Below are 26,083 nucleotides of genomic sequence, written 5' to 3' on the forward strand. Positions count from 1 at the left end.
CCCTGTGGCGCGTGGTGCGCCGGTGACCGGATGGCCGCCGTCGGCGGGCCGGTTGGTCACAGGACGGTATCGTCGCGAGGCGTGACTTCAGCCAGACCTGACCTCGTCGTCGTGGGCTCCGGCTTCTTCGGACTGACCGTCGCCGAGCGCGTCGCGAGTCAGCTGGACAAGCGCGTGCTCGTCATCGACCGCCGCAACCACATCGGCGGCAACGCCTACTCCGCGCCCGAGCCCGAGACCGGCATCGAGGTGCACGTCTACGGCGCGCACCTGTTCCACACGTCCAACCAGCGCGTGTGGGACTACGTGAACCAGTTCACCGAGTTCACGAACTACCAGCACCGGGTCTTCAGCATCTTCAAGGGGCAGACCTACTCGCTGCCGATGAACCTGGCCACGATCTGCCATTACTTCGGCAGGAGCTTCTCCCCCGAGGAGGCCCGCGCCCTCGTCGCCGAGCAGGCCGCCGAGTTCGACACCGCCGAGGCCGCCAACCTCGAGGAGAAGGCGATCTCGCTGATCGGCCGCCCCCTCTACGAGGCGTTCATCCGCGGGTACACCAAGAAGCAGTGGCAGACCGACCCGACCGAGCTGCCCGCCGCGGTCATCGCCCGCCTCCCCGTGCGCTACACGTTCGACAACCGGTACTTCAACGACACCTACGAGGGTCTGCCGAAGGACGGCTACACGGCCTGGCTGACGCGGATGGCCGACCACCCGAACATCGAGGTGCGGCTGGACACCGACTACTTCGACGTCCGCGACGAGCTGCCGGCCGACGTGCCCACCGTCTTCACCGGGCCCATCGACAAGTACTTCGACTACGAGGCCGGCGAGCTGGGCTGGCGCACCCTGGACTTCGAGACCGAGGTGCTGCCGATCCGCGACTTCCAGGGGACGTCGGTGATGAACTACGCCGACGAGGACGTGCCCTTCACCCGGATCCACGAGTTCCGGCACTTCCACCCCGAGCGGGACTACCCGGAGGACAAGACGGTCGTCGTCCGCGAGTACTCCCGGTTCGCGCAGACCGGCGACGAGCCGTACTACCCGATCAACACCCCCGAGGACCGCGCCAAGCTGGAGCGCTACCGCGAGCTGGCCAAGAAGGAGGCCGCGGAGAAGCGGGTTCTCTTCGGTGGCCGCCTGGGCACGTACAAGTACCTCGACATGCACATGGCCATCGGGTCGGCGCTGAGCATGTTCGACAACCGCATCCGGCCCTTCTTCGACCAGGGCGAGTCGCTCGACGGCCGCCTCGACGACTGAACCCCCCGCGAGGACTGACGCACCGATGACCACGACCACCTCCCCGGTGTCACCCGAGCGCGTCACCGACGCCTCGGCCGCCGACCTCGCGTCCGGCAAGGCCGTGACGCTGCTGCAGCGGGTGCTCCTGCCGCGCTCCGGTGACCCGCTCAAGGTCCGCGCCCTCTACGTCGACGAGAGCGGCACCGGCACCAAGCGGGTCGTCTCCCGCTCCCGGTCGGAGGCCAGCGTCGCCCCCGGGAACGAGGTCTCCTTCGCGACCTACTTCAACGCCTTCCCGGCCAGCTACTGGCGGCGGTGGACGGTCCTGCAGACGGTCGTGCTCGGCATGCGGGTCTCCGGGCCGGGCCGGATCGACGTCTACCGGTCCAAGGCCGACGGCAGCATCATCCACGTCACCGGGGCCACCACCTCCGGCGACGAGCGGGTGCTGGAGTTCGAGCTCGACCTCACCCCGTTCGAGGACGGCGGCTGGTACTGGTTCGACGTCACCGCCGACGACTCCCCCCTCGTGGTCCACGAGGCCTCGTGGTCGGCCGCGCAGGCGCCGGAGCAGGACACCCGCCTGTCGATCGGCATCTGCACCTACAACCGGCCGACCGACTGCGTCGCCGCGCTGGCCGCCCTGGCCGACGACCCCGTCGTCGAGGGGGTCATCTCCAAGGTGATCGTCGCCGACCAGGGCAACAAGAAGGTGCGCGACGACGCCGGGTTCGCCGCGGCGTCCGCCGGCCTGGGCGAGAAGCTCATGCTGGTCGAGCAGGGCAACCTCGGTGGCAGCGGCGGCTTCTCGCGGACGATGTACGAGATGCTGAAGAACACCGACGCGACGCACCACATCCTGCTCGACGACGACGTGCAGCTCGAGCCGGACAGCATCGCCCGGGCCTACGCCTTCGCCCGCTTCACCAAGGCGCCGATGCTGGTCGGCGGCCAGATGCTGGCGCTGCAGGACCGCTCGGTGCTGCACACCATGGGCGAGGTCGTGGCCCGCGACAAGTTCTTCTGGCGGGCCGCCCCCAACACCGAGTACGCCCACGACTTCGCCAAGAAGAGCCTGCGCGAGTCGCCGGACCTGCACCGGCGCATCGACGTCGACTACACCGGCTGGTGGATGTGCCTCATCCCCCGCCAGGCGATCGAGCAGCTGGGCCTGGCCCTGCCGCTGTTCATCAAGTGGGACGACGCCGAGTACGGCATCCGCGCCGGTGAGCACGGCTTCCCCACCGCGACCCTGCCCGGCGTCGCCGTCTGGCACCTGTCGTGGAGCGACAAGGACGACACCGCCGGGTGGCAGGCCTACTTCCACACCCGCAACCGGCTGGTCGCGGCCGCGCTGCACACGCCCTACAAGCGGGGCGGCCGGCTGCTGCTGGACACCTTCAAGTTCGACCTGAAGTTCCTGATCATGCTGCAGTACGCCACGGCGTCCCTGCACCACCGCGCCTACGAGGACTTCCTCGCCGGGCCGGACCGGCTGTTCCCGATCCTGCCCACCGCGCTGCCCACGGCGCTGGAGCACCAGGGCGACTACCCCGACGGCCGGGTCGTCGGGTCCTCCTCGGACCTGCCGCTGCCGTCGATGGGCGCGATCAAGGCCGAGAAGTTCATGAAGCCCCCGACGACGCCGCTCACCATCGGCCGCACCCTGCTGGCGGCGCTGGTGCACAACCTGCGCCCGCCGAAGGCGGACGCCGCCGAGCGGCCGGAGATCAACATCAGCGCCCAGGACGCGCGCTGGTTCCTGCTGTCGCGGCTGGACAGTGCCACCGTCGGCACCGCCGACGGGCGCGGGGTCACCTTCCGCCGACGGGAGCCGGACACCTTCTGGCGGATGCTCAACCACTCGGCGCGGGTGCACGTCCGGCTGATGCGGGAGTTCCCGAAGCTGAGGAAGCAGTACCGCGAGCACATGCAGCAGCTGACCTCGCCGGAGAGCTGGCAGCAGGCCTTCGACGGGCAGCTCCCCACCCGCTGAGCCGCTCCGTCGACAGCTCCGTCGGACCGCCCCGGACCGCAGGGTCCGGGGCGGTCCGCCGTCTACCGGGGTGCCGGTGCGGCGGCCAGCTCGCGCAGTTCGTCGAGCCAGCCGGTGAGCAGGACCCAGGTGGCACCGGCGTCCGCGTACGTCGCGGGGTCGGTGCCGGCCGGCGCGGCGACGACGACGTCGGCGGGGGCGTCGGGACGGGCGGCGACCTCGGCCACCGCCTCGGCCGGCAGCACGTCCATCCCGCCGTCGGCGGTCATCGCGCCGAGCAGGACGCCGTCCCAGCGGGCGGCCCGGCCCAGCGTGCGCTCGTTGCGGGTCATCGCCGACACCCACACCGGGATCCGCGGCTGCTGGCGCGGCGGCGGCAGGAACTGCACGTCGTCGACCGTGTAGTGCGGCCCGGAGTGGCTGAACGGGCGGCCCGACCACAGGCCCGACACCACCTCCAGCCCCTCGTCCAGCATGGCCGCCAGGGCGCGCCGGTCGGCGCTGCGGCCCAGCGCCGTGTACTCCGAGGGCGGCTCACCCAGGCCGACGCCGAGGACCATCCGCCCGCCGGACAACCGGTCCAGGGTGACCGTCTGGCGGGCCACCTCCTGGGGCTGGTGGCGGGGCAGCGCCGTGATCGTCGTGCCCAGCCGCACCCGCTGCGTCCGCGCCGCGAGCGCCCCGAGCACCACCCAGGCGTCCGCGACGGGCATCGGGAGGTCGGGGGTGCCCACGACGTGGTGCCAGAGGAACACGCCGTCCCACCCGTTGGCCTCGGCGGCGACGCCGAGGTCGACCAGCGAGGACGGCTCGTCCATGACCGGGACGCTCAGACCCACGCGCACGCGCCGACCGTAGCCAGCGGGTACGACGGACCGGTCACGGACGCGTGAAGCGCTCCCGCCGCCCGGCCCGGGTCAGGCGCAGCCACTCGCGCCAGGCCCCCGGGTCGCGGCGGTGGACCAAGAAGAAGTAGCCGAAGCGGACCCACTCCAGCGGGAGCAGCCAGCGCATGCCCGGCTGGGCCATGAGGTAGCCGCGGTTGCGGTAGGTGAAGTAGCGCTTCACCTCGTTGGCCGGGTACTGCGCCGACAGCCGGCCACCCAGGATCGGCTCGAACTCCGTCGTCCCCTCGGGGTGCAGGTAGGCCGCCTGGGGGCAGGTGCCGAAGGGCAGCCCGGAGCGGACCAGCCGGCGGTGGATCTCGGTCTCGTCGCCGCGGAAGAACAGCCGGTAGTCCGGCACGCCCACGACGTCGAGGGCCTCGGCTCGGAACAGCGCGCCGTTGAACAGCGACGCGTAGTGCGGCAGCAGGTCCAGGCCGGCGAAGTCGCTGCGCCGGCGCCGCCAGCGCAGGCCGCGGCGCAGCGGGAAGGCCAGCCGGTCGGGGTCGGCCATGTCGGTGACCAGCGGGGAGACCTCGGCCAGCCCGTGGCGCCGGGCGCTGTCGAGGAGGGTCTGCAGGACGCGGTCGTCGGCGGGCCGGCCGTCGTCGTCGGCGCACCACACCCAGTCCGCCCCGGCGGCCAGCGCCGTCAGCATGCCCAGCGCGAAGCCGCCGGCGCCGCCGAGGTTGCGCTCACTGGGCAGGTACGTCACCGGCAGGCCGCTGGCCCGGACGACGTCCTCGGCGGACTGGTCGGGCCCGTTGTCGACCACGACGACGGCGTCCACGCGGCGGGTCTGCCCGGCGATGGCGGCCAGGCTCTGGGCCAGCTGCTCGCGCCGGTGCCGGGTGACGACGACCGCGACGACGCGTTCGGCGACCGGGGCGGCGGTCACGCCGGCAGGCCCTTGTAGGCCTGCAGGACCTCCTCGAGGTCGCCCTGCATCTTCACCCGCCCGTGCTCCATCCAGATCGCGGTGTCGCACAGCTCGCGGAGGAACTCGTCGGAGTGCGAGGCGAACACCAGCAGGCCCGAGCGCTCCACCAGGTCGGCGAGGCGCTTCTTGGACTTGTCGAGGAACGCCGCGTCGACCGCGCCGATGCCCTCGTCGAGCAGCAGGATCTCCGGGTCGATGCTGGTGACCACGCCGAGGGCGAGGCGCACCCGCATGCCGGTGGAGTAGGTGCGCAGGGGCATCCGGAGGAAGTCGCCGAGCTCGGTGAACTCCGCGATGTCGTCGATCCGCTGCTCCATCTGCTTGCGGCTCATGCCGAGGAACAGGCCCCGGATCATGATGTTGTCCAGGCCCGAGATCTCCGGGTCCATGCCGACGCCGAGGTCGAAGATCGGCGCGACCCGGCCGTTGATCTCCGCGACGCCGCGGGTCGGCTCGTAGATGCCCGACAGCAGCCGCAGCAGCGTCGTCTTGCCGGCGCCGTTGTGGCCGACGAGCGCGACGCGGGCACCGTGCTCGAGGTGCAGCGTGACGTCGGTCAGCGCCTCGATGATCGGCACCTTGCTCGTGCTGGCGATGTTGCCGCCGACGAGGCCCATGACGGTCTTCTTCAGCGACCGGCTCTTGGCGTCGAAGATCGGGAAGTCGACGCAGGCGTCCTTCGTCGTGATGCTGACCCGGTGGTTGGACTCGGACACGTTCACACCCAATACGAGACGCGGGACCGGTACCGGCGGACGACGAACAGCGTCACGGCCCAGCCGACCACCGTGATGACGAGGACGACGACCCAGTACCGGAGGAGCTGGTCCTGGCCCAGCAGCGGACGCCGCACGATCTCGACGAAGTGCAGGAAGGGGTTGAACTCCGCCAGCCGCGCGCGCTCGGCGATCGTGGGGTTGGCGCTGTTGAGCAGGTCCTCGTAGATCCAGACGATCGGCGTCAGGAAGAACATCAGCTGCACGATGCTCTGGGTGATCGGGTTGATGTCCCGGAACCGCGTCGTGATGACGCCCAGGAGCAACGCGACCCAGACGCCGTTGACCATCAGCAGCGCGACGGCGGGGAGCGCGTACACCACCGTCCAGTGCAGCGGCTGGGGGAAGACCACCAGCATGATCAGGTAGACGATCATGTTGTGCGCGAACAGCAGCGTCTGCCGCCAGACCAGGCGGTAGACGTGCACGCTCAGCGGTGAGGGGAGGTGCTTGATCAGCCCCTCGTTGGCGATGAAGACGTCGGCACCCTCGAGGATGCAGCCGCTGATGAAGCCCCAGACGATGAAGCCGACCAGGATGTAGGGCAGCTGGACCGACAGGTCGTTGCCGAAGAGCCCGGCGTAGAGGATGCCCAGCGCGATGGCGGTGACCGCCATGCTGATGGTGATCCAGATCGGGCCCAGCACCGAGCGGCGGTAGCGCTGCTTGATGTCCTGCCAGCCGAGGTGCCCCCACAGCTGCCGCTGCGCCCAGCCGCCGGCGAGGTCCTCGTAGGCGCGGGACCACGAGCGGGAGTCCGAGCGGGGCGGTGCGGTTGACACGTGGGAGAACGGTACCCGTCCGCCGCGCGGCACCCGGGACCACGGAGCCAGGTCGTGAACGACCGGTCACACCGACCGCACCGACCCCAGCGCCCCCATGCGCGCACCCCCGCGGCGACTACCCTCGCAGGTGACCGCGGGCCGACGCGGGGCCCGGCGCGCCCGCCGTCCCGCCCGGTCGACCTGCCGCACCGATCCAGACGGGACCCGCGCTCGTGCTCCTTGACGCGCTGCCGGTCCTGGTGACCCTCGGCGTCCTGTTCGTCCCGGGCGGCGTCGTCGCGGCCGCCGCGGGCCTGCGCCCGGCCGTCGTGCTCGCCGCCGCACCCCTGCTCTCCTACGGGCTGGCCACCGTCGCGGCCACGGTCGCCGCCCTGGTCGACCTCACGTGGGGGCCGGTCTTCCTCTCCCTCGAGGCCGCCGCCCTGGGCGCGGCCCTCCTCGCGGCGCGCCGGCGCCTCCCCCGGCCGCGCCTCCGGTGGCCCGGCCGCCGGGACGCCGTCACCGCGGCCGGGGTGCTCGCCGGCGGCGCGCTCTCCGGAGCCGTCCTGCTGACCGGGTTCGGCGGCCTGGACCGGCCCAACCAGGACTGGGACTACACGTTCCACGCCAACGCGACCCGGTTCATCTCCGACACCGGTCAGGTCGCCGCCTCGGCGCTGCGCGTCCTGAACGACTGGGAGGCGCCGTCCTTCTTCTACCCGAACGCCCACGCGGCGCTGGCCGCGGTGGTGCGCGACCTCACCGCCGCCCCGGTCTTCCCGGTGCTCAACAGCCAGACGCTGCTCATCGGGGGGCTGGCCGGCCTCGGGCTCGCCGTCCTGCTGCGCGACCTCGGCGCCCCCCTCGCGGTCACCGCCCTGACGCCGGTGCTCCTGGCCGGCTTCGCCAGCTATCCCTACGACCTGCTGTGGCGCGGTCCCCTCCTGCCGTTCGCCACCGGCCTGGCGCTGACCCCGGCGTTCCTCGTCCTCGTCCGCACGGTCACCGCGCACCGCGGGGTCGGGCCCGTGGTGTGCGCGGCCCTCGGTGCGGCGGCGCTGTTCGGGCTGCAGCCGAGCACCGCCCTCAGCGCCGCCGTCCTGGCCGCGCTGATGACGGCCCAGCAGTACTGGGGCCGCCGCGGTGCCGACGCCGGCGAGGTGGGCCGCCTGGCCCTGGCCGCCGGGCTCGCCGCCGTCGTCGCCGCGCCCGCCGTCCTCGGCTCGGTCCGCGCCGGCACGGGACAGGCGGACGTGAGCTGGCCGGCGGTCTCCTCACCGCTGGAGGCCGTCGCGGACCTGCTGCTGCTCGACCACGCCACGACCGACCAGCCGCAGCTCTGGCTGGTCGTGCCGCTGCTGGCCGGGCTGCTCGCGGTGCGGTCGGCGCGGTACCTGTGGTGGTGGCTGGCCGGCGGCGCGCTGGCGTTCGCGATGTTCGTCCTCACCGCGTCCTCCGACGCCGCCCTCGTCGAGGCGCTCAGCCGGCCCTGGTGGAACGACCGCTGGCGCTTCGCCGGGATCGCCGCCCTGGCGATGGCACCGCTGGCCGCGCACGGGGTGGTGCGCCTCGGCTCGGCGGGAGTCGCGCTGGTGGACCGCGTCCGCCCCGCCGTCGGCCGGCCGCGGCGGCGCGCGGTGGCCGTGGGCGCCGTCCTGCTGGCCGTCGTCGCCGGGTCGCAGGGGCTCTACTGGCGGGCCAACAGCGACCAGATCGCCTCGGCGCACCGGTCCGACCGGTACCTGGACCGCGCGGAGGAGACGGCGATGGCCTGGCTCGCCGCGCGGGTGCGCCCCGGGGAGACGGTCATGAACGACTCCGGGGACGGGTCGGCGTACATGTACGCGCTGGAGGGGATCCGGCCCCTGTTCGGGCACCTGGTCTCGTCGGGGTCCGAGCTCGGCCCCACGCAGCTCGCGCTGCTGGGGCGGTTCTCCTGCCTGGACACCGACCCCACCGTCCGCGACGCCGTCACCGAGCTCGGGATCCGCTACGTCTTCCTCGGCTCCGGCTTCGTCCTGCCGAGCACCACGCGGTTCCCGGGGCTCCGGGACCTCGACGCCTCGCCGTCGCTCCACCTGGTCTACGACCGGGACGGCGTGCGCGTGTACGAGGTCGACCTGCAGCCGCCGGCCGACCGGCCGGACGAGGACTGCCTGCGGTCGATGGGCTGACCCGCCCCAACACGGGACAGGGGGCGCCGGCGACCTCCTCGGTCGCCGGCGCCCCCCTGGTTGCCGTGCTGGTGTCGCGCCGGGCTCAGTAGCCCCGGCTCACCCCGACGACGGAGCCACCGCGGTCGGACCACCGGCCCGGCAGCGGCCGGTCACCCGGGTCCCCGAAGGCCACCGTCAGCTGCGCGCCGCCGGCGGTGTTGGCGTTGCGCAGCAGGAACCGCCCGGCCCGGTGGACCCCGACGGTGTCGCTGCCGTTGCCGTCCCAGTCACCGACGGCGGGCAGGTCACCGGCCGCGCCGTACGCCAGGACGACGTGGGTGGCCGGCTGGACGTTGCTCTGGGTGAGGTAGAACGCGCCGGGCCGCCAGACGCCGACGGTGTCGAAGCCGTCGCCGTTCCAGTCGCCGGCCACCAGGGTGTCGCCGGGTGCCCCGAAGAAGTACTGGCCGTCCGCGACGCCGGTCGTGGTGCTGTTGCGCAGGTACACCGTCCCGTTGCGGTAGACGCCCACGCTGTCGCGGCCGTTGCCGTCCCAGTCGCCGCACACCGGCTGGTCGCCGGCCTGGCCGAACCCGAAGACGAGGTCGGCGGTGCCGGTGCCCGGCTTGCTGGCCAGGTAGAAGGTGCCCGACCGGTAGACGCCCGGGGTGTCGACGCCGTCGCCGTCCCAGTCGCAGGCGACGGGGACGTCACCGGGCTGGCCGAAGGGCACGGCCTTCGCCGCCGCCCCGGAGGTGTTGCCGGCGCCCTGGAAGAGCGTCGGCACCGCCGGGCCCCCCGTGCCGCCGCCCCCCGAGGGCGGGCCGCCGACGACGAACCAGTCGGACTTCAGCCCGAGCCTGGTGCGCATCGTGCTGCCGGTGGCCGTCACGGACCCCGTGGTCCCGACCACCTGCACCTCGAGCACCCGGCCGCCGTCGGCGCCCAGCCCGTTCCGCTTGGTGACCCGGACGTCGGTCAGGGTGCCCACCCCGAAGGCGTTGGCGATGGTGGTGGCCGGCACGGCCTGCGTCCAGTCGTGGTGCGGGGAGACGACGTCGCCGTCGTCGGCGATCGCGGGGAACGCGCCGCCGGCGGTGTGGCCGCCGGTGGAGGAGCTGAACTCGGCCCGGACGATGGCGCCGGCCCCGTTGCGCAGCACGATGCCCGCGGTCGCGGCGATGGCCGCGTCGGTGCGGGGGTCCTCCAGCGCCTTGGTGCCGTTCTGCCCCGCCCCGAGGTACACCTGGCAGGACGTCGTGTCGCAGGTCTTGGCGTACGCCGAGCGCCCCTCGGCGTAGGCGTACGAGCGGGCCGCGACGGCCTGGGCCTTGAGCGCCTCGATGCCCTTGCCCCCGCCGCCGTCGCCCCAGCTGGCCGGGGACTCCCGCGGGACGACGCCGCGCAGGTAGTCCTCCATCCAGATGGTGTTCACCGTGTGCTGGGCGTTGGCCGCCCACACCACCGACAGCTCACCGCGGTACTGGGTCGTGCCGGCGGCGGTGCAGACGCTCAGCATCGCCGACAGGTCGTTGCCGGGCTGGACGGTCGAGGCCACCCGGGAGTTCGGGATGGTCGTCGTCCACACGCCCGGCTGCGCGCACCCGTGGCTGGTGGTGAGCACGAAGCTGCCGTCGGCGCGGGCCTGCACCCGGGCCGCCGACCCCGCGGAGACCGGCACGCCGCCCACGGTGAAGTCGCGCCCGGAGGTGACCAGGAGGTCCTTGCCGTCCTGCCCGTTGAGGTTGACGGTGATCACCGTGTTGGGCTGGGTGCCCTGGACGGTGCCGCCGTAGTAGTGCTGGAGGATCAGCCAGAAGGGCCAGCCGGAGTTGATGGCGTAGCCGTAGGCACCCCACTGGCCCAGGCCCCGCCCGTGGCCCCAGCCGTGGCCGGTGAACTGCACGTCGCCGGTGATGGCCGCCTGCGCGGCCGGCGCCGGGGCGCCCAGCACGGCCGCGCTGACCAGTGCGGCACCGGCGACGGCCGCCGCCGTCCAGCGGCGGAGGCGGGCGCGCAGGTCAGTAGCCACGGGTGACCCCCACGGTCGTCGTCTTGTTGCCGTCCCAGTCGGCGACCAGCGGGCGGTCGGAGGCGTCCCCGAACTTCACCGTCTTGTCCGTGCGCGGCTGGGTGAGGGAGTTGGTGAAGTGGAAGGTCCCGGCGCGGAAGATGCCGAGGGAGTCCCTGCCCGCCCCGGTCCAGTCCCCGACCACGGCGCGGTCGCTGCCCAGCCCGAACGGCACGACCCCGGCGGCCAGCGGCCGGACGTTGCTGTTCGTGTAGTAGAAGGCCGCGTTCTGGAACACGCCCACGGAGTCGTAGCGGTCGCCGTCCCAGTTGCCGGCGACCGGCTGGGCGTCGGGGTTGCCGTAGGCGAACGAGCCGTCGGCGGCGCCGGTGGTGTTGCTGTTCCTGAGGTGGAACCAGCCGCTGCGCCAGACGCCGACGGTGTCCTTGCCGTCGCCGTCCCAGTCGCCGCACAGGGGCGTGTCCCCGGCGTCGCCGAACCAGAACTGCGCCGTCGGCTTCGCGGTGGTGCTGTTGGAGTCGAAGAGGATGAACTGGCCGCGGCGGAAGACGCCGACGGTCTCGTTGCCGCTGCCGTCCCAGTCGCAGGCGATGGGGACGTCGCCGGCGTCACCCCGGTTGGTGGTCCACTCCGCGACGCCGGTGGTGTTGGAGTTGCGCAGCAGGGTCTGCGCCGGCTGGAACGCCGGGCCCGCGGCGTACCTCGCCGCGACCATCGTGCGGATGTCGTTCATCCGGCTGTAGGCGTACTGGCCCGGGCAGGCGGTGGCGCCGACGTCGCGGTGGGCGAAGACCGTGGGCAGCTTGACCGCCACGCCGGCGGCGTACTTGGCCGTGCCGCCGCCGCCCGAGGTGAGGGTGGTGGTGCCCCGCGGGTCGACGCCGTACAGGGAGAGCTTCCAGGCCACGACGTCGGCGACCATCTCCAGCATCACCGTGGGCGGCGCGACCACGTCGTAGTTGCCCAGCATCGAGACGCCGAACGTGCCGGTGTTGAAGCCACCGGCGTGGGCGCCCACGACCGTGCTCGCCAGGCCCCCGGCGCGGCCCTCCCAGGCACGGCCGAACTTGTCGACGACGACGTTGTAGCCGATGTCCCCCCACCCGCGGCTGACCGCGTGGTAGGCGTACATCGAGCGCATGATCTGCGGGACGTCGGCGGCGGTGTAGTTGTTGCCGTCGGCCGTGTGGTGGATGGTCGCGGCCTTGATCGTCGGCGCGTACTCCGGGTCCCAGCCCATGAGGTTCTCGTCGGCGCCCCACTGGGCCCGGGAGAAGATCGCCGGCATCGCGGTGGCGGCGTTGGCCTGGTCGGTGATCTCCGGCGTGCCCGGGGTGGCGTCGGCCGCGCTCTCCCCCGGGTCGATCAGCTGCACCTGGACGTCGCGCGGCGTGCTGCCGTCGGCGGCCTGGACGACGACCTCGACGCCGCGCGCCTCGCCCGTCCACACCGGGGCGGTGCCCCCGCGGACGTCGGCGCCGGCCGGCGCGGAACCCGCCTCCTGCTCGACGTCGTCCTGCTCCACCGTCGTCCAGGCCCCCCAGCCGCCCGACGTCTTCTCGACGCGCAGCTGGACGGTCACCCCGGTCACCGAAGCGTCCTGCGCCCAGGTGACGCCGACGGCCGAGAACGGCTCGGTGCCGGTCTGCGAGACGGTCAGCGCGGGCACGCCGTCGAGCTCCTTGCCGGAGCTGGCCACCTCGTCACCGACGGCCGTCGTCGCGGGCGGGGCCGGCTGCCCGGGGGCGGGCGCGGCGACCTCGGCCTGGGGCCCGGCGTCGACGACCGTCCCGTCCGCGGTCACCACGGCGGCGTCCTCGGGTGCCTCCACCGAGCCCAGGTCGACCGCCTCGATGGACGGCGCGACCGGCTTCGCGTCAGGCGTGGGTGCGGCGGAGACCGGCAGGACGAGGACGGTCCCGGTGAGGGCGAGGAAGGCGGACGAGGCGATGAGTGTGCGGCGCACGAACTGGTTCCTCCGTTGAGCGAGCGGGAGCCCGGAGACACGGTGAGACGGACCCGTACCGCAGCTTCATCGTCCGGAGGGCACTACTGCTTGAGGCGCGCCGCTCACCGACGGTGATTGTCGCGACGAGGAAACCACCACTCTCGGCGGCTCCTCCAGCACCTGTGACCGGAGGACGCCCGATCCGCCCCTCGCGTCACACGGGCACCTGCAGTCGCCGGGCGCACACGCCCCGGCGTCACGGGGAGTGCGGCGTCACCAGGAGCGCAGGGCCTCCGTCAGCGCCGCCCGCCACGGCCGGGGTGCCGGCAGACCGGCGCGCACCCAGGCGCCGGTGTCGAGCACCGAGTACGCGGGCCGGGGCGCCGGCCGGGGGAAGGCCTCGGTGGTCGTGGGCAGGACCCGGTCGGGGTCGGCGCCCCGCTCCTCGAAGACCGCCCGCGCCACCTCCCACCAGCTGGCCGCACCGGTGTTGGTGTAGTGCAGGACCGGCGGCCCGCCGTCCGCGCGGGCGCCGAGGGCCACCAGGCCGCGCGCGAGGTCCAGCGACCACGTCGGCGAGCCCACCTGGTCGGTCACGACCGACACCGTCGGCCGCTCGGCCTCCAGCCGGAGCATCGTGCGGACGAAGTTGCCCCCGTGCTCCCCGTAGACCCAGGCGGTGCGCACGGTGGTGGCGTCCCCGCCGGCCGCGGCGACCGCCTGCTCGCCGGCGGCCTTGGTGCGGCCGTAGACCGAGCGCGGCGCGGTGGGCGCGTCCACGTCGTAGGGCTCGGTGGCGGCGCCGTCGAAGACGTAGTCGGTGGAGACGTGCACCAGCCGCCCGGCGCCGGCCATCTCCTGCGCCAGCCACCCCGGGGCGTCGCCGTTCACCCGCTGCGCGGTCGCCTGGTCGGTCTCGGCGTCGTCGACCGCGGTGTAGGCCGCCGCGTTGAGCAGGACGGCCCGCTCACCGCGGGAGCGCGCACCGGCCAGCCAGTCGCGGACGCAGCGCCGTACGGCCTGCTCGTCGGTGAGGTCCACCTCGGCCCGCCCGACGGCGGTGACCCGCTCCCCCGCCCGGCCGGCCAGGACGGCCAGCAGGTCCGAACCCAGCTGCCCGCGGGCGCCGGTGACCAGCCAGGCGGTGCTCATGCCTCGGTCGTGTCCACGTCCGAGGCCAGCGCGGTCGCCGCCGAGGCCTTGAGCGGCTCCCACCAGGCGCGGTTGTCGCGGTACCACTGCACGGTCAGCGCCAGCCCGTCCTCGAAGGACATCCGGGGGGCGTAGCCGAGCGCCGCGGTCTTGGAGTAGTCGACGGAGTAGCGCAGGTCGTGGCCGCCGCCGCGCGGGTCGACGATGTGCTCCACGTAGCTCCAGTCGCGGCCGGTGGCCTCCAGCAGCTTCTCGGTCAGCTCCCGGTTCGACAGCTCCCGGCCGCCACCGATGTTGTAGAACTCGCCGGGCAGGCCCTTCTCCACCACCAGCTGGATGCCGCGGCAGTGGTCGTCGACGAACAGCCAGTCCCGGACGTTGGCGCCCTCTCCGTACAGCGGCACCGTGCGCCCGTCGAGCAGGTTGGTGACGAACAGCGGGATGACCTTCTCGGGGAAGTGGTAGGGCCCGTAGTTGTTGCTGCACCGGGTGATCGAGATGTTCAGCCCGTAGGTCTTGGCGTACGCCCGGGCGATCAGGTCGCTGCCGGCCTTGGCCGCCGAGTACGGCGAGTTCGGCTCCAGGATGTGGTCCTCGGTCCAGGAGCCCTCGTCGATCGAGCCGTACACCTCGTCGGTGGACACGTGCAGCACCCGGCCCACGCCATGGCGCAGGCAGGCCTCGAACACCTGCTGGGCCCCGAGCACGTTGGTGAGCACGAAGTCGGCGGCCCCGGAGATGGAGCGGTCGACGTGGGACTCCGCGGCGAAGTTCACGACGACGTCCACACCGGGCAGGGCCGCGTCGAGGTCGGCGGCCACGCAGATGTCGCCCTGCACGAACCGGTAGCGAGGATCGTCGGCGACCGGGGCGAGGTTGGCCGGGTTCCCCGCGTAGGTCAGCTTGTCGAAGACGACGACCTCGGCGTCCTCGAAGCCGGGATACCCACCGGTCAGCATGGTCCGGACGTAGTGGGAGCCGATGAACCCGGCACCGCCGGTGACCAAGACGCGCACGCGAAGAACCCCTCGTTCCTGCCGGGCAGCCCCCGGCACGACGTCCAGTGTCGCGCATCCACCGCGCACCCCCGCGTGCAGCGTGTGACCGGTGCGCACGGTGAGCCAGGCGGTGGCCGGTGGGCGGACGGGTCCGTGTCGCGCGGCCCCCCGTCGCGCCGGGCGCAACTAGCATCGCCGCATCGACGGTCTGGCTCCCGGACCCCCGCGCCCGTCGGCGCACCCGGACGGGACCGGCTCCCCGCCCCATCCCGAGTGAGGATCGATCCCGTGAGCGACGAGCGGAACAAGAACGCCGCCCCGGGCGGCCGTCCGCTGCCGGCGCGACTGGATCCGCGCAGCGGACGCCCGCCCCGGCGCAGCCCGGCCGGGGCCACGGCCGCCGGTGCCTCCGCCGAGGAGGGCGGGGCGCGCCGCTCCGGGACGTCGGGCGGGCGGGGCCGCCTGGCCGTGGCCACCCGCGTGGTGGCCGCCGCCCTCGCCGCCGTCGTCCTCGGCGCCAGCGGCTGGGGCTGGTACCTCGGTCAGGTGGCCGACGCCAGCGTCAACCGCACCGACGCCATCCCCACCGACGGCAACGACGAGAGCGGCGACGTCCGCGAGGCCATGAACCTGCTGCTGGTGGGCAGCGACAGCCGCAGCCGCCTCACCCCGGAGCAGCTCGGCCAGCTCACCGCGGGCGAGGACTCCGGCCTCAACACCGACACGATGATCCTGGTGCACGTCCCCGCCGACGGGTCCAAGGCCTCCTTCGTCTCCTTCCCCCGCGACTCGTACGTGGAGATCCCCGGGCACGGGTCGGACAAGCTGAACGCCGCCTACGCCTTCGGCTACTACGGGCTGCCGGACAGCGCCGACGAGGCGGCCCGGCAGGCGGCCGGCGCCCAGCTGCTCATCCAGACCATCAGCGGACTGACCGGCCTGCAGATCGACCACTACGCCGAGGTGGACCTGCTCGGCTTCTTCCAGCTGTCCAGCGTGGTCGGCGGCGTGGAGGTCAACCTCTGCACCCCCGTGAAGGACAGCTACTCGGGCGTGGACCTGCCCGCCGGGGTCCAGACGATCAGCGGCGAGCAGGCGCTGGCGTTCGTCCGCCAGCGCCACGGCCTCCCGCGGGGCGACTTCGACCGGATCGTCCGGCAGCAGACCTTCATCGCCGGGATGATCCGCAAGATGCTCTCGGACAACGTGCTGCTCGACCTGGGCAAGCAGCGCCAGCTCGTGGAGGCCGCCGCCGGCTCGCTGACCGTCGACCAGTCCCTCGACATGTTCGGCCTGGCCGCGCAGATGCAGTCGGTCACCCCCGGGGGCATCCAGTTCCAGACCGTCCCCTACGTCGGCGACGACCGCGACGAGCAGGGCCGGTCGATCATCCGGCTGGAGGACGAGGACACGCTCCACGACTTCTTCGCCGAGCTCTCGGCCGAGCCGACCCCGGCCGGGGAGACCCCGGCGGCGCCCCAGACGGTGGCCCCGTCCGCGGTGACGGTCAGCGTGTTCAACGGCTCCGGGATCGCCGGGGTCGCGGCCACCGCGGCCGCTGACCTCACCGCCGGCGGCTTCGTCGTCGCCGGCAGCGGCAACGCCGACTCCTCGGACTACGACCAGACCGTCGTCCGGTACGCCGCGGGCGACGAGGACCTCGCCGCGACCGTCGCCGCCGCCATCCCCGGCGCGGTCACCGAGGCCAGCGAGGACGCCGACCCCGGGACCGTGCAGCTCGTGCTCGGCACGGACTTCAACGGCGTGGGGCAGGCCGTCGACCCGGCGGCGCCGGTCGCGCCCGTGGAGGGCGCGGACGCCCGCACCGCGGCCAACACCGACTGCATCAACTGATGGCCGACACCCCCGCCGACCTGCTGACGGCGGTGCTGCGCCGCGACGCCGCGGCACCGCTGGTCACCTACTACGACGACACCACCGGCGAGCGGGTGGAGCTGTCCGGCGCGACGCTGGCCAACTGGGTGGCGAAGACGGCCAACCTGCTGCAGGACGAGTTCGACGTCACCGCGGGCAGCACCGTGGCCGTCACGCTCCCCGTCCACTGGCAGACCGCGGCGGTGCTGCTGGCGGTGTGGAGCTGCGGCGCGACCGTGCTCGACACCGCGGCGGAGGACGACGGCCGGCTGGACGGCGCCGACGTCGTCCTGGCCGCGCAGGACCGGCTGGCGCCGCTGGAGGAGCTGGACCTGCCCGAGCTGCTGGGGCTCTCGCTGCACCCGCTGGGCCTGGGCATGAGCGGGTACGCCGGCCCGGCCCGCGACTTCGCGCTCGAGGTGCGCGCGCACGGCGACGTCTTCACCCCCTGGCAGCAGCCGGACGCCGAGGCGCCGGGGCTGCTCCTCGGCGGGCTCGAGCTCACCCTCGGCGGGCTGGTCGCCGCCGCCCGGGAGCTGGCCGGCCGGCTGGAGCTCACCGCCGGGGACCGGGTGCTCGTCGACGAGCGCACCGCCGAGGAGGCCGGCCCCGTGGCGTGGCTGCTCACCCCGCTGGCCGCCGGCGCCTCGATCGTGCTGGTCCACTCCCCCGTGCCCGGGACGCTGGCCGCCCGCGCCGCCGCCGAGCGCGTCACGGCTACTCTCGGTGTAGCCATGGACGGGATCCGTGAGCTCGGCCGCGGACGATGACCGGCACCGCGGCACGGTCGGCCTCGGATCCGCTCCGCTGACCACAGTCCCGGCGTCCCGTGGCGGCGCCGGCCCGGTCGGCAGCGGCCAGCCGCCGGGGTGAGGAACGAGATGTCCAGAGAGTCCAGGTCGCCGGTGCACGCCCCCGGCACCGTCCGGGGGGAACTGCGGTGAGCGACCAGGTCCTGCTGTTCCTCGGCGCCCTCCTCCTCTACGTCCCGGGCGTGCTCCTGCTGCTGGCCTGCCGCGTCCGCAGCGCCCGCGTGCTGCTCGGTGTGGCGCCGGTCGCGACGCTCGGCATCCTCCAGCTGGCCACGCTGCTGTCCACCGCGACACCGCTGCAGCTGCCCACCGCGGCCGTCGTCCTCACCGCACTGCTCGCGGTGCTGCTGGCGGTGCTCGACCTGCGCGCGGGCCGGGACGGCGCCCTGGCCGGGGTGGTGCGGCAGACCGCGGGAGCGGTGCGCCGGGCGCCGGTCCCCTCCGCCGTCGCCGCCGTCGTCCTCGGCACCGCCGTCTGGCTGGCGACCTCGACCTGGCTGCGGGGCCTGGCCGGGCTGGCGACCGCGCCGCAGGAGCACGACACGGTCACCCACGCCCTGCTCACCGCCTACATCGCGCGGACCGGTGAGGGGTCCCCGTTCGACGTGATGCCGGTCGACCTGGCCACCGGCGACTTCGTCCGCTACTACCCCGCGGCGCTGCACACCTACGCCGCGCTGCTCACCGACCTGGGCGTGGACGCCGTCACCGGCCTGAACGCCGCGACCGTCCTCCTCCTCGGCCTCGCCGGACCGCTGACGCTCGCCGCCGCCGTGGCCTCGGTCGAGCCGCTGCGCACCCGCCCCCTGTTCGGCGCGGTCGCCGCGCTGCTGGCCGTGGGCCTGTACCGGCCCTACCTGCAGCTGCTCCACGACGCCGGGATCCTCGCCTTCGCCGTGGGCCTGGCGCTCGCACCGGCGCTGGCCACCTGCCTGCTGGCGATGCGCCGACGGGACTGGCCGACGGCGCTGGTGACCGCCGTCGTGGCACTGGCCCTGTTCACCCTCCACCCCTCCATCGCGATCATCGCGGTCATCGTCATCGCCACCGTCCTGGTCGTCGTCCTGACCTCCCGCGAGGGACGGGCGTGGTTCACCGGGCGGCTGACCGCGCTGGGGGCCACCGCCGGGTTCGCCGCGCTGCTCGCCGCTCCGTGGGCGCTCGCCAGCGTCACGGTGGCGGACTCCGTGGCGGGCTACCCCGAGACGCCCCCGTCGGAGTCGCTCGGCGAGGTGGCCCGGCGCATCGGCGGCTTCTTCTACGGCGGCTTCTTCGACCTCAGCAACGAGAAGCTGCAGCTCGCCTTCGCCGCCGTCTTCTGGCTCGGGTTCCTCGGCTGCCTGACCAGCCGGCGGCTCTGGCCGCTCCTGGCCGCGTGGTGCACGTGGGCCCTCGCCGCCCTGCTCTACGCCTCCGGCCACTCCGACCTGCCGGGCCTGGCCCAGCTGGGCCAGCTGTTCTTCAACAGCTGGGTGCGGATCATGAGCGTCAACGGGGTGCTCGCCCCGGCCGTGGCCGCGCTGGGCATCGCCGCGCTCACCGACCGTCTCGCGACCCGCCTGGCCGGGCGCCGCGCCACGGCCCCCGACGGGCCGGGCGGGCAGCGCCGGCTCGCCGCCCTCCTCCCGGCCGGGATCGCCGCGGTGCTCGCCCTGGGGTACGTCCTGACCGCCGGCCTGGAGTACCGCACCACCAACACCCAGGCCATCGCCGAGCGCTACAGCGACCCGGTCTTCATCCGCATCAGCGCGGAGGAACGGGCGGCCTTCGACTTCCTCGCCACCGAGCCCGACGTCGGGCGCGTGCTCAACAACGGCAACGACGGGTCGACCTTCCTCTACGTCTATGAGGGGCTCCCGCTGGTCAACATCTACCCGCTGGGCATGACCGAGGCCCGTCACGGCATCTACCTCATGGAGCACTTCAACGAGATCGGGTCGGACCCGGCCGTCGCCTGTCTCGTGGAGCGCTGGGACATCACCCACGTCATCGTCTCCGTGAGCTCGCCCCGCATCGGCGCCAAGGGCGCCCCGGACCGGTGGGTCGACACCGAGTTCTTCGACTACGCCCCGGGCTTCCTGGACCTGGTCGACGTACCGCAGGTCGAGGTCGCCTACGCCAACCCCGACGTGGCGGTCTTCCGCATCGACCCGGCGGTGGGCGAGCAGGCCGACCTGAGCGCCTGCACCGCCGACCCGGCCCACCCCCTGCCGGACGACCAGGACGGCTGACCGCACAGCCGGTGCGCTGCCCGCCCGCGTGGCCGTCGAACGGGTTCCGACTACGCTCGGCGGCACGATCGGGGGCATCCGCGAGCTGGGCCGCCCCGCCTGACGCAGTAGCGCCCAGCCGCCCGGACGAACGGTGGTTCCTGCATGGACAAGGTGGTGGAGAGTGCTGCCGCGGCGGTGGCCGACGTGCCCGACGGTGCGGTGCTGGCCGTGGGCGGGTTCGGTCTGTGCGGCATCCCGTACGGGCTGATCGACGCGCTGCTGGAGCAGGGCACCACGGACCTGACCACGATCTCCAACAACTGCGGCGTCGACGACGCGGCGCTGGGCGTGCTGCTGTACGCCGGGCGGATCCGCAAGACGATCAGCTCGTTCGTGGGTGGGTCCAAGGAGGTGGCCCGCCGCTACCTGTCCGGGCAGCTGGAGGTGGAGCTCACTCCGCAGGGCACTCTGGCCGAGCGGCTGCGCGCCGGCGGGGCCGGCATCCCGGCCTTCTACACCCCCACCGGGGTGGGCACGATGGTCGCCGACGGCGGCATCCCGGTCCGCTACGACGCCGAGGGCAACGTGGTGGAGACCTCCAAGCCCAAGGAGGTGCGGGAGTTCGACGGCCAGCAGTACGTGCTGGAGACAGCGCTGCGGGCGGACTTCGGGCTGGTCCGCGCCGCGCTCGGCGACCGGCACGGCAACCTGGTGTTCCACGAGTCGGCGGCCAACTTCAACCCGCTGGCCGGCATGGCCGGGCGGATCACCATCGCCGAGGTCGAGCGGATCGTCGAACCCGGTGAGATCACCCCCGAGCAGGTGCACCTGCCCGGGGTGTTCGTCGACCGCGTCGTGCAGGCCGACCCCGACGACAAGAAGATCGAGAAGCTGACCACCCGCCCGCGCCGCGCGCCCGCCAGCCCGGCGGCGGCCGGCGAGGAAGCCACGGAGGGGAACTGAAGATGGCCCTGACCCGCGAGGAGCTCGCCGCCCGGGTGGCCCTGGAGCTCGAGGACGGCCAGTACGTCAACCTGGGCATCGGCATGCCGACCCTGGTGCCCAACTACATCCCCGACGGCGTGCACGTGGTGCTGCACTCGGAGAACGGCATCCTGGGCGTGGGGCCCTACCCGTTCGAGGGCGAGGAGGACCCGGACCTCATCAACGCCGGCAAGGAGACCGTCACCATCCTGCCCGGCGCCAGCTTCTTCGACTCGGCGCTGTCCTTCGGCATGATCCGCGGCGCCCACCTGGACGTCGCCGTGCTGGGCGCGATGCAGGTCAACCCGCGCGGGGACCTCGCCAACTGGCTGATCCCGGGCAAGATGGTCAACGGCATGGGCGGCGCGATGGACCTCGTCCACGGCGCCCGCAAGGTGATCATCATGATGGAGCACACCGCCCGCGACGGGTCGGCCAAGCTGGTCGAGGAGTGCACCCTCCCGCTGACCGGCAAGGCCTGCGTCGACCGGGTGATCACCGACCTCGCCGTCGTCGACGTCACCCCCGGCGGGTTCGTGCTGCGCGAGACCGCCCCCGGCGTCACCCCCGACGAGGTCGCCGCCAAGACCGGCGCCCCCCTCACCATCGCCGACGACGTCCGCGAGATGGCCCTCCCCGCCGGGGTGTGACCGGGAGCGCGAGCCCCCGTCGGGACGCGGCGCCGGCCGGGAGGTGAGGTGACCTTCTCGGTCATCGCCCGGGACCCGGAGACCGGGGACCTCGGCATCGCGGTCTCCTCCTGCATCCTCGCCGTCGGGCGGGCGGTCCCGGCCGCCCGTCCGGGTGTGGGTGTGGTGGCGGTCCAGGCGCGCAGCCGCCGCGGGCTCGGGCCGGCGCTGCTGCACGGCCTCGAGGACGGCGCGGCCCCCGCCGACCTGGTCAAGCGGGCCGCGCACTCCGCCGAGGACGCCGACCGGCAGATCGCCGTCCTGGACCCCGTCGGCCGGGTGGCCGCCGACACCGGGCGCGGCTCGTTCCCGGTCAGCGGGCACCTGCTCGGTGACGGGATGAGCGTCCAGGGCAACATGCTCGCCTCGCCGGAGGTGCTGCCGGCGATGGTGCAGGCGTACACCGCGTCCCGCGGTGACCTCTCCGACCGGCTGCTGGCCGCCCTCACCGCCGGGCAGGACGCCGGCGGCGACGTGCGCGGCCGGCAGTCCGCCGCGCTGCTGGTGGTCAGCGGCTCCCCCGCCACCGACGAGGACGACGGCGTGCGGATGGACCTGCGGGTCGACGACTCCGGCGACCCCGTGGCGCAGCTGCGGATGCTGCGCAACCTGCAGCGCGCCTACGACGAGCGCGACTACGAGCACCTGGCGCTGTTCGCCCCCGAGGGCGCCCGGGACCTCTACGCGGCGCTGGCCGCCTCCCAGCGCGGCGACCGGGCCGGCGCCCGCGCCGCGCTGGAGGCGCTGCGGACCCGGCCCGGCTGGTCGGCCTGGCTGAGCGCGATGGCGGGCGACGCCCGCCTGTCGGGGGTCTCCCGCCTGCTGGAGTGAGGCACCGGACCGGTCGGCCCGCGGTGCCCGCGACTGCACGCCCCCCGGCACATCTCATCCCTCCCGGAGGAGGCCGGACGGCCGCGCCGGGGAGCAGCCTCCAGCCGCTGCGGTGACCCAGCAGTACTGCCTGCTGCCCCGCAGCGGGTCCTGGGTGCAGCTGGTTCTCCGACCGAGGGGCACACCATGGGTGAGCGCGGTGTCGCGACGCCGAGGCGGCCGTCCCTGGTCGACGCCGTGGTGCCGCTGGTCGCGCTGGCGACCCTCATCGCCGGCTGCCTGCTGCTGTTCGGCCTGGACGCCCTGGACGGGCCCCTGCAGGTGGCGCTGGTGGTGTGCGCCGCGGTCGCCGCGCTGGTCGCGCTGAAGAACGGGCACCGCTGGGAGGAGGTGCAGAGCGCCGGGCAGGAGGCGATCGCCTCGGTGACCAGCGCGATGTTCATCCTGCTGGCCGTCGGCGCGCTGATCGGCACCTGGAACCTGTCCGGCACCATCCCGACCCTCGTCTACTACGGGATCCAGGTGCTCTCCCCGTCGTGGTTCTACGCGGCCACGGCGGTCATCTGCGGCATCGTCGCGCTGAGCATCGGCAGCTCGTGGACCACCGCGGCGACGATCGGGGTCGGCCTGGTCGGCATCGCCGGCCTGCTCGACCTCTCGGTGGCGATCACCGCCGGTGCGGTCATTTCCGGCGCCTACCTCGGCGACAAGACCTCGCCGCTGTCGGAGACCACCGTCCTGAGCGCACAGATGGTGGGGGTCGACCCGCGCGAGCACATCAAGCGCCAGGTCTGGACCTCCGTGCCGGCGTTCCTGGTCGCGCTCGTCGTCTTCCTCGTCCTGGGCTGGGTCACGGGCCCGGACGTGCGGGACGCGGTGCCGACCAGCACGGAGCTGGCCGACCTGGACCAGCTGTTCTGGATCAGCCCGGTGAACCTGCTCCCCCTCGCGCTGCTGGTGGTGCTGTCGGTGCGCAAGGCACCGGCGTCGCTCTCCCTCCTCGGGTCGGCGCTGTTCGCGGGCCTGCTCGCGGCGTTCACCCAGCCGCAGGTCGTCGCCGACCTCGTCACCGGCCGGGGCAACGTGGTGGTCGAGTCGATCACGGCGACCTGGCAGACGATGGCGACCGGCTTCACCGCCGACACCGGCCTCGCCGACGTCGACCGGCTCGTCTCCCGCGGCGGCATGGCCAGCATGCTCCCCACGCTCTGGCTCATCTTCGGGGCGGTGACCTTCGGCGTCCTGCTGGAGAAGTTCGGGCTCATCGCCCGGCTGGTCGACCCGATGGTCGCCGCCGCCAAGAGCACCGGGCGGCTGTTCGCCACCGTGTTCGCCTGCGCCTTCGGCCTGAACGTCGTCGCCGGCGACCAGTACATCGCCCTGGTCCTGCCCGCGCGGATCTTCCGCGTGGAGTTCGCCCGGCGGGGCTTGGCTCCGACGAACCTGTCCCGGCTCGTCGCCGACAGCGGCACCGTCACCTCACCGCTGGTGCCGTGGAACTCGTGCGGGGCGTTCATGGCGGCCACCCTCGGCGTCTCCACCCTCCTCTACGCGCCCTGGGCCGTCTTCTGCTACGCGAGCCCCGCGATCAGCGTCCTGTACGGCATCACCGGCTTCACGATCGAGAAGGTCGAGCCGGTCGCGCTCGACCCGTTCCCAGAACGGAGCGCCTGACGATGGTCGACACGGCCCCTCCCCCCCGGACTGCAGGCGCGGCGGCCGAGGTCCCGAGCGCAGCGCCGGGGAAGATGAGCCTGCCCACGCTGACCGCGATGGTGGTCGGCGGCATGGTCGGTGCCGGGGTGTTCTCCCTGCCGGCGCGCTTCGGCGTGGCGACCGGCATCCTCGGCTCGCTGATCGCCTGGGCGATCGCGGGCGCCGGCATGCTCATGCTCGCCTTCGTCTTCCAGAACCTCGCCGTGCGCAAGCCGGACCTGGACTCCGGGGTCTTCATCTACGCCAAAGCCGGCTTCGGGGACTACGCCGGCTTCAACTCCGCGATCGGCTTCTGGGCCAGCGCCATCGCCGGCAACGCCTTCTACTGGGTCTTCATCACCGCCACCCTCGGGGCGTTCTTCCCCGCCTTCGGCGACGGCGACACCGTCCTCGCGGTGGCGCTCGCCACCGTCGGGGTCTGGTCGTTCCACTACCTGATCGCGCGCGGGGTCCGGGACGCCGCCGTGGTCAACCGGATCGTGACCGTCTTCAAGATCCTGCCGATCCTCGTGTTCATCGTCGTGCTGTTCTCTGCCTTCGACGCCGGCGTCTTCGCCGACAACTGGATCGCCACCGGCTACGGCGATCTCGGCTCGCTGGACGAGCAGGTCCGCAACACGATGATCATCACGACGTTCGTCTTCCTCGGCATCGAGGGCGCCAGCGTGTACTCCCGCTACGCCAAGCGCCGGGAGGACGTGGGCAGGGCGACGGTCCTCGGGTTCCTGAGCGTCCTGGCGATCTTCTCCCTGGTGACCCTCGCGAGCTACGCGGTGATGGCCCAGCCGGAGATCGCCGCGACCCGTCAGCCCTCGATGATCGGCGTGTTCGAGTCCGTCGTCGGCGAGTGGGGCAGCTGGTTCATCAGCGCCGCCGTCATCGTGTCCGTCCTCGGCGCCTACCTCGCCTGGACCCTGATGGCGGCCGAGGTGATGTACATCCCGGCCCGCCACGACGACTTCCCCGCGTTCCTCGGCCGGGAGAACGGCAACGGGACGCCGATCACCGCGCTGGTCGTCAGCTCGCTGGCGGTGCAGGGACTGCTCGCCGCGACCCTCGTCCTGACCGACGCGCTGAACTTCATGCTCGACCTGTGCACGAGCCTGGCGCTGATCCCCTACTTCCTCGCCGCCGCGTACGCGCTGAAACTCGGCCTGACCGGGGAGTCCTACGAGAACGTGGCTCCCGGGACGCGCCGCAAGGAGGCGGTCATGGCGGGGATCGCGACCGCCTACACCCTGTTCCTCTTCGAGGCCGCCGGCCTGCAGTTCCTGCTGCTGTCCGCGGTCGTCCTCGCCCCGGCCACCCTGCTCTACGTCAAGGCGCGCAGCGAGCACGGCCGCCGGCTGTTCACCTCCAGCGAGATCGCGCTCTGCGCCGTGATCGTGGCCGCAGGCATCACCGGCATCGTCGGCCTCTGGACCGGCTTCATCGCCGTCTGACGCGGCGCCCACCGGAACCTCGTCCCCCTAGCTCGCCCCTGGGAGTCCCCATGAACCGCACCGGCGTCGTCGGGGCGATCCTGTTCCTCCTGCTGGCGCTCACCGGCTGCGCCTCGGTGCAGACCGGCTCCGATCCCCTCTTCGGCCGCGCCCGGATCGGCCTGGACAGCGTGGACGGGCAGGTCGGCTCGCTCCGGCTGCTCAGCGTCTCCATCGCCTCCCCGGGGACACGCGGCAGCGTCCACGTCGCCGGCGACAGCGCCGCACTCCTCGTGACGATCGCGAACGACGGTGACGACGAGGACGTCCTCGCCGGGGTGGGCACCGACGTCGCGGAGGAGATCGTGCTCCGCGACGGCGACGACCCCCCGGATCCCGAGCCGCAGGTGCCCGTGCCCCCGGGCGGCGTCGCGGTCGTCCGCGACGTGACCGGAACGCACCTGGAGCTGTCCGGACTGCAGGAGAGGCTCCGGAGCGGCTTCAGCGTCCCGGTCACCTTCGAGTTCCGCGACGCCGGCCCGATCACCCTCTCGGTGCCGATCCGCACCTACGAGGACGTGCGACCGGACCGCTTCTCGAGCCCGTTGGCGTGCTGTGGCTGACCGTTCGGGATCGGCGCAGCGA

At 73.2% G+C, this 26,083-nt stretch carries 20 protein-coding genes; 12 read left to right on the forward strand and 8 right to left on the reverse strand.

What is annotated here, in order from left to right:
* The first annotated feature begins 81 nt into the window (after positions 1–81).
* Complete coding sequence (gene glf / locus ACI79E_RS04745) at positions 82–1,269, forward strand: UDP-galactopyranose mutase (RefSeq protein ID WP_456931389.1); 1,188 nt, start codon at positions 82–84, stop codon at positions 1,267–1,269.
* A gap of 25 nt (positions 1,270–1,294) precedes the next feature.
* Positions 1,295–3,247: a glycosyltransferase gene (locus ACI79E_RS04750; RefSeq protein WP_456931390.1), complete on the forward strand. Its 1,953-nt coding sequence runs from the start codon at positions 1,295–1,297 to the stop codon at positions 3,245–3,247.
* Between the two features lie 62 nt (positions 3,248–3,309).
* Here the strand turns inward: ACI79E_RS04750 and ACI79E_RS04755 are convergent, their stop codons facing one another.
* Genes ACI79E_RS04755 through wzm form a run of 4 tightly spaced genes read right to left on the reverse strand, consistent with a single transcriptional unit; the run spans position 3,310 to position 6,629 of the window.
* Entirely contained in the window at positions 3,310–4,092 is a 783-nt protein-coding gene (locus ACI79E_RS04755) for an LLM class flavin-dependent oxidoreductase (RefSeq protein ID WP_456931391.1), read from the reverse strand.
* 34 nt (positions 4,093–4,126) lie between these two features.
* Positions 4,127–5,029: a galactofuranosyltransferase GlfT1 gene (gene glfT1, locus ACI79E_RS04760; RefSeq protein WP_456931392.1), complete on the reverse strand. Its 903-nt coding sequence runs from the start codon at positions 5,027–5,029 to the stop codon at positions 4,127–4,129.
* Positions 5,026–5,787 (reverse strand): galactan export ABC transporter ATP-binding subunit Wzt/RfbE, encoded by a 762-nt coding sequence (gene wzt, locus ACI79E_RS04765; protein ID WP_456931393.1) that lies wholly within the window; start codon positions 5,785–5,787, stop codon positions 5,026–5,028. The genes glfT1 and wzt overlap by 4 nt, the downstream gene beginning before the upstream one ends.
* 2 nt (positions 5,788–5,789) lie before the next feature.
* The gene (wzm, locus tag ACI79E_RS04770; RefSeq protein WP_456931394.1) at positions 5,790–6,629 is read right to left on the reverse strand and encodes a galactan export ABC transporter permease subunit Wzm/RfbD; all 840 of its coding nucleotides are present in this window, start codon (positions 6,627–6,629) and stop codon (positions 5,790–5,792) included.
* A 215-nt stretch (positions 6,630–6,844) separates the two neighbouring features.
* On the opposite strand from wzm, the gene ACI79E_RS04775 reads away from it, so the two are divergent.
* Positions 6,845–8,785, forward strand: a complete 1,941-nt coding sequence (locus ACI79E_RS04775; RefSeq protein ID WP_456931395.1) for a DUF6541 family protein — start codon at positions 6,845–6,847, stop codon at positions 8,783–8,785.
* Positions 8,786–8,870: 85 nt separating this feature from the next.
* Here the strand turns inward: ACI79E_RS04775 and ACI79E_RS04780 are convergent, their stop codons facing one another.
* The 4 genes from ACI79E_RS04780 to rfbB form a co-directional block, all read right to left on the reverse strand.
* The gene (locus ACI79E_RS04780; protein ID WP_456931396.1) at positions 8,871–10,799 is read right to left on the reverse strand and encodes a SpoIID/LytB domain-containing protein; all 1,929 of its coding nucleotides are present in this window, start codon (positions 10,797–10,799) and stop codon (positions 8,871–8,873) included.
* The gene (locus tag ACI79E_RS04785) at positions 10,789–12,765 is read right to left on the reverse strand and encodes a peptidoglycan recognition protein family protein (RefSeq protein ID WP_456931397.1); all 1,977 of its coding nucleotides are present in this window, start codon (positions 12,763–12,765) and stop codon (positions 10,789–10,791) included. The genes ACI79E_RS04780 and ACI79E_RS04785 overlap by 11 nt, the downstream gene beginning before the upstream one ends.
* A 255-nt stretch (positions 12,766–13,020) precedes the next feature.
* Positions 13,021–13,899 (reverse strand): dTDP-4-dehydrorhamnose reductase, encoded by an 879-nt coding sequence (rfbD, locus tag ACI79E_RS04790; protein ID WP_456931398.1) that lies wholly within the window; start codon positions 13,897–13,899, stop codon positions 13,021–13,023.
* Positions 13,896–14,915, reverse strand: a complete 1,020-nt coding sequence (gene rfbB, locus ACI79E_RS04795; protein WP_456931399.1) for a dTDP-glucose 4,6-dehydratase — start codon at positions 14,913–14,915, stop codon at positions 13,896–13,898. The genes rfbD and rfbB overlap by 4 nt, the downstream gene beginning before the upstream one ends.
* Before the next feature lie 270 nt (positions 14,916–15,185).
* Here rfbB and ACI79E_RS04800 point away from each other — a divergent pair, with 270 nt between their 5' ends.
* The 9 genes from ACI79E_RS04800 (at position 15,186) to ACI79E_RS04840 (ending at position 26,061) form a co-directional block, all read left to right on the forward strand.
* Positions 15,186–16,751, forward strand: coding sequence for an LCP family protein (locus ACI79E_RS04800; protein WP_456931400.1), 1,566 nt, complete (start codon positions 15,186–15,188; stop codon positions 16,749–16,751).
* On the forward strand, positions 16,751–17,542 hold the full coding sequence (locus ACI79E_RS04805; protein WP_456931401.1) for a TIGR03089 family protein: 792 nt from the start codon (positions 16,751–16,753) through the stop codon (positions 17,540–17,542). Before ACI79E_RS04800 ends, ACI79E_RS04805 begins: the two co-directional genes overlap by 1 nt.
* Positions 17,543–17,712: 170 nt before the next feature.
* Entirely contained in the window at positions 17,713–19,815 is a 2,103-nt protein-coding gene (locus tag ACI79E_RS04810) for a DUF6541 family protein (protein ID WP_456931402.1), read from the forward strand.
* 144 nt (positions 19,816–19,959) lie between these two features.
* A complete protein-coding gene (locus ACI79E_RS04815; protein WP_456931403.1) occupies positions 19,960–20,760 on the forward strand; it encodes a CoA transferase subunit A in 801 nt (266 codons plus the stop codon).
* A 2-nt stretch (positions 20,761–20,762) separates the two neighbouring features.
* Positions 20,763–21,431 (forward strand): CoA transferase subunit B, encoded by a 669-nt coding sequence (locus ACI79E_RS04820; protein ID WP_456931404.1) that lies wholly within the window; start codon positions 20,763–20,765, stop codon positions 21,429–21,431.
* A gap of 48 nt (positions 21,432–21,479) precedes the next feature.
* Positions 21,480–22,301, forward strand: a complete 822-nt coding sequence (locus tag ACI79E_RS04825; protein WP_456931405.1) for a DUF1028 domain-containing protein — start codon at positions 21,480–21,482, stop codon at positions 22,299–22,301.
* A 186-nt stretch (positions 22,302–22,487) separates the two neighbouring features.
* Positions 22,488–23,975, forward strand: coding sequence for a Na+/H+ antiporter NhaC (gene nhaC, locus ACI79E_RS04830; RefSeq protein WP_456931406.1), 1,488 nt, complete (start codon positions 22,488–22,490; stop codon positions 23,973–23,975).
* A 74-nt stretch (positions 23,976–24,049) separates the two neighbouring features.
* A complete protein-coding gene (locus ACI79E_RS04835) occupies positions 24,050–25,459 on the forward strand; it encodes a basic amino acid/polyamine antiporter (protein WP_456931407.1) in 1,410 nt (469 codons plus the stop codon).
* Positions 25,460–25,509: 50 nt separating this feature from the next.
* Positions 25,510–26,061, forward strand: coding sequence for a copper chaperone PCu(A)C (locus ACI79E_RS04840; protein ID WP_456931408.1), 552 nt, complete (start codon positions 25,510–25,512; stop codon positions 26,059–26,061).
* The last annotated feature ends 22 nt before the right edge of the window (positions 26,062–26,083 follow it).

The organism is Geodermatophilus sp. SYSU D00079 (genome assembly GCF_054050635.1).

Excerpts from the sequence above, each read along its gene's own strand:
- ACI79E_RS04805 (WP_456931401.1), top strand. The coding sequence starts at position 16,751 with ATGGCCGACACCCCCGCCGACCTGCTGACGGCGGTGCTGCGCCGCGAC.
- ACI79E_RS04835 (WP_456931407.1), top strand. The coding sequence starts at position 24,050 with ATGAGCCTGCCCACGCTGACCGCGATGGTGGTCGGCGGCATGGTCGGT.
- ACI79E_RS04820 (WP_456931404.1), top strand. The coding sequence starts at position 20,763 with ATGGCCCTGACCCGCGAGGAGCTCGCCGCCCGGGTGGCCCTGGAGCTC.
- ACI79E_RS04840 (WP_456931408.1), top strand. The coding sequence starts at position 25,510 with ATGAACCGCACCGGCGTCGTCGGGGCGATCCTGTTCCTCCTGCTGGCG.
- rfbD (WP_456931398.1), bottom strand. The coding sequence starts at position 13,899 with ATGAGCACCGCCTGGCTGGTCACCGGCGCCCGCGGGCAGCTGGGTTCG.
- nhaC (WP_456931406.1), top strand. The coding sequence starts at position 22,488 with ATGGGTGAGCGCGGTGTCGCGACGCCGAGGCGGCCGTCCCTGGTCGAC.
- ACI79E_RS04750 (WP_456931390.1), top strand. The coding sequence starts at position 1,295 with ATGACCACGACCACCTCCCCGGTGTCACCCGAGCGCGTCACCGACGCC.
- ACI79E_RS04815 (WP_456931403.1), top strand. The coding sequence starts at position 19,960 with ATGGACAAGGTGGTGGAGAGTGCTGCCGCGGCGGTGGCCGACGTGCCC.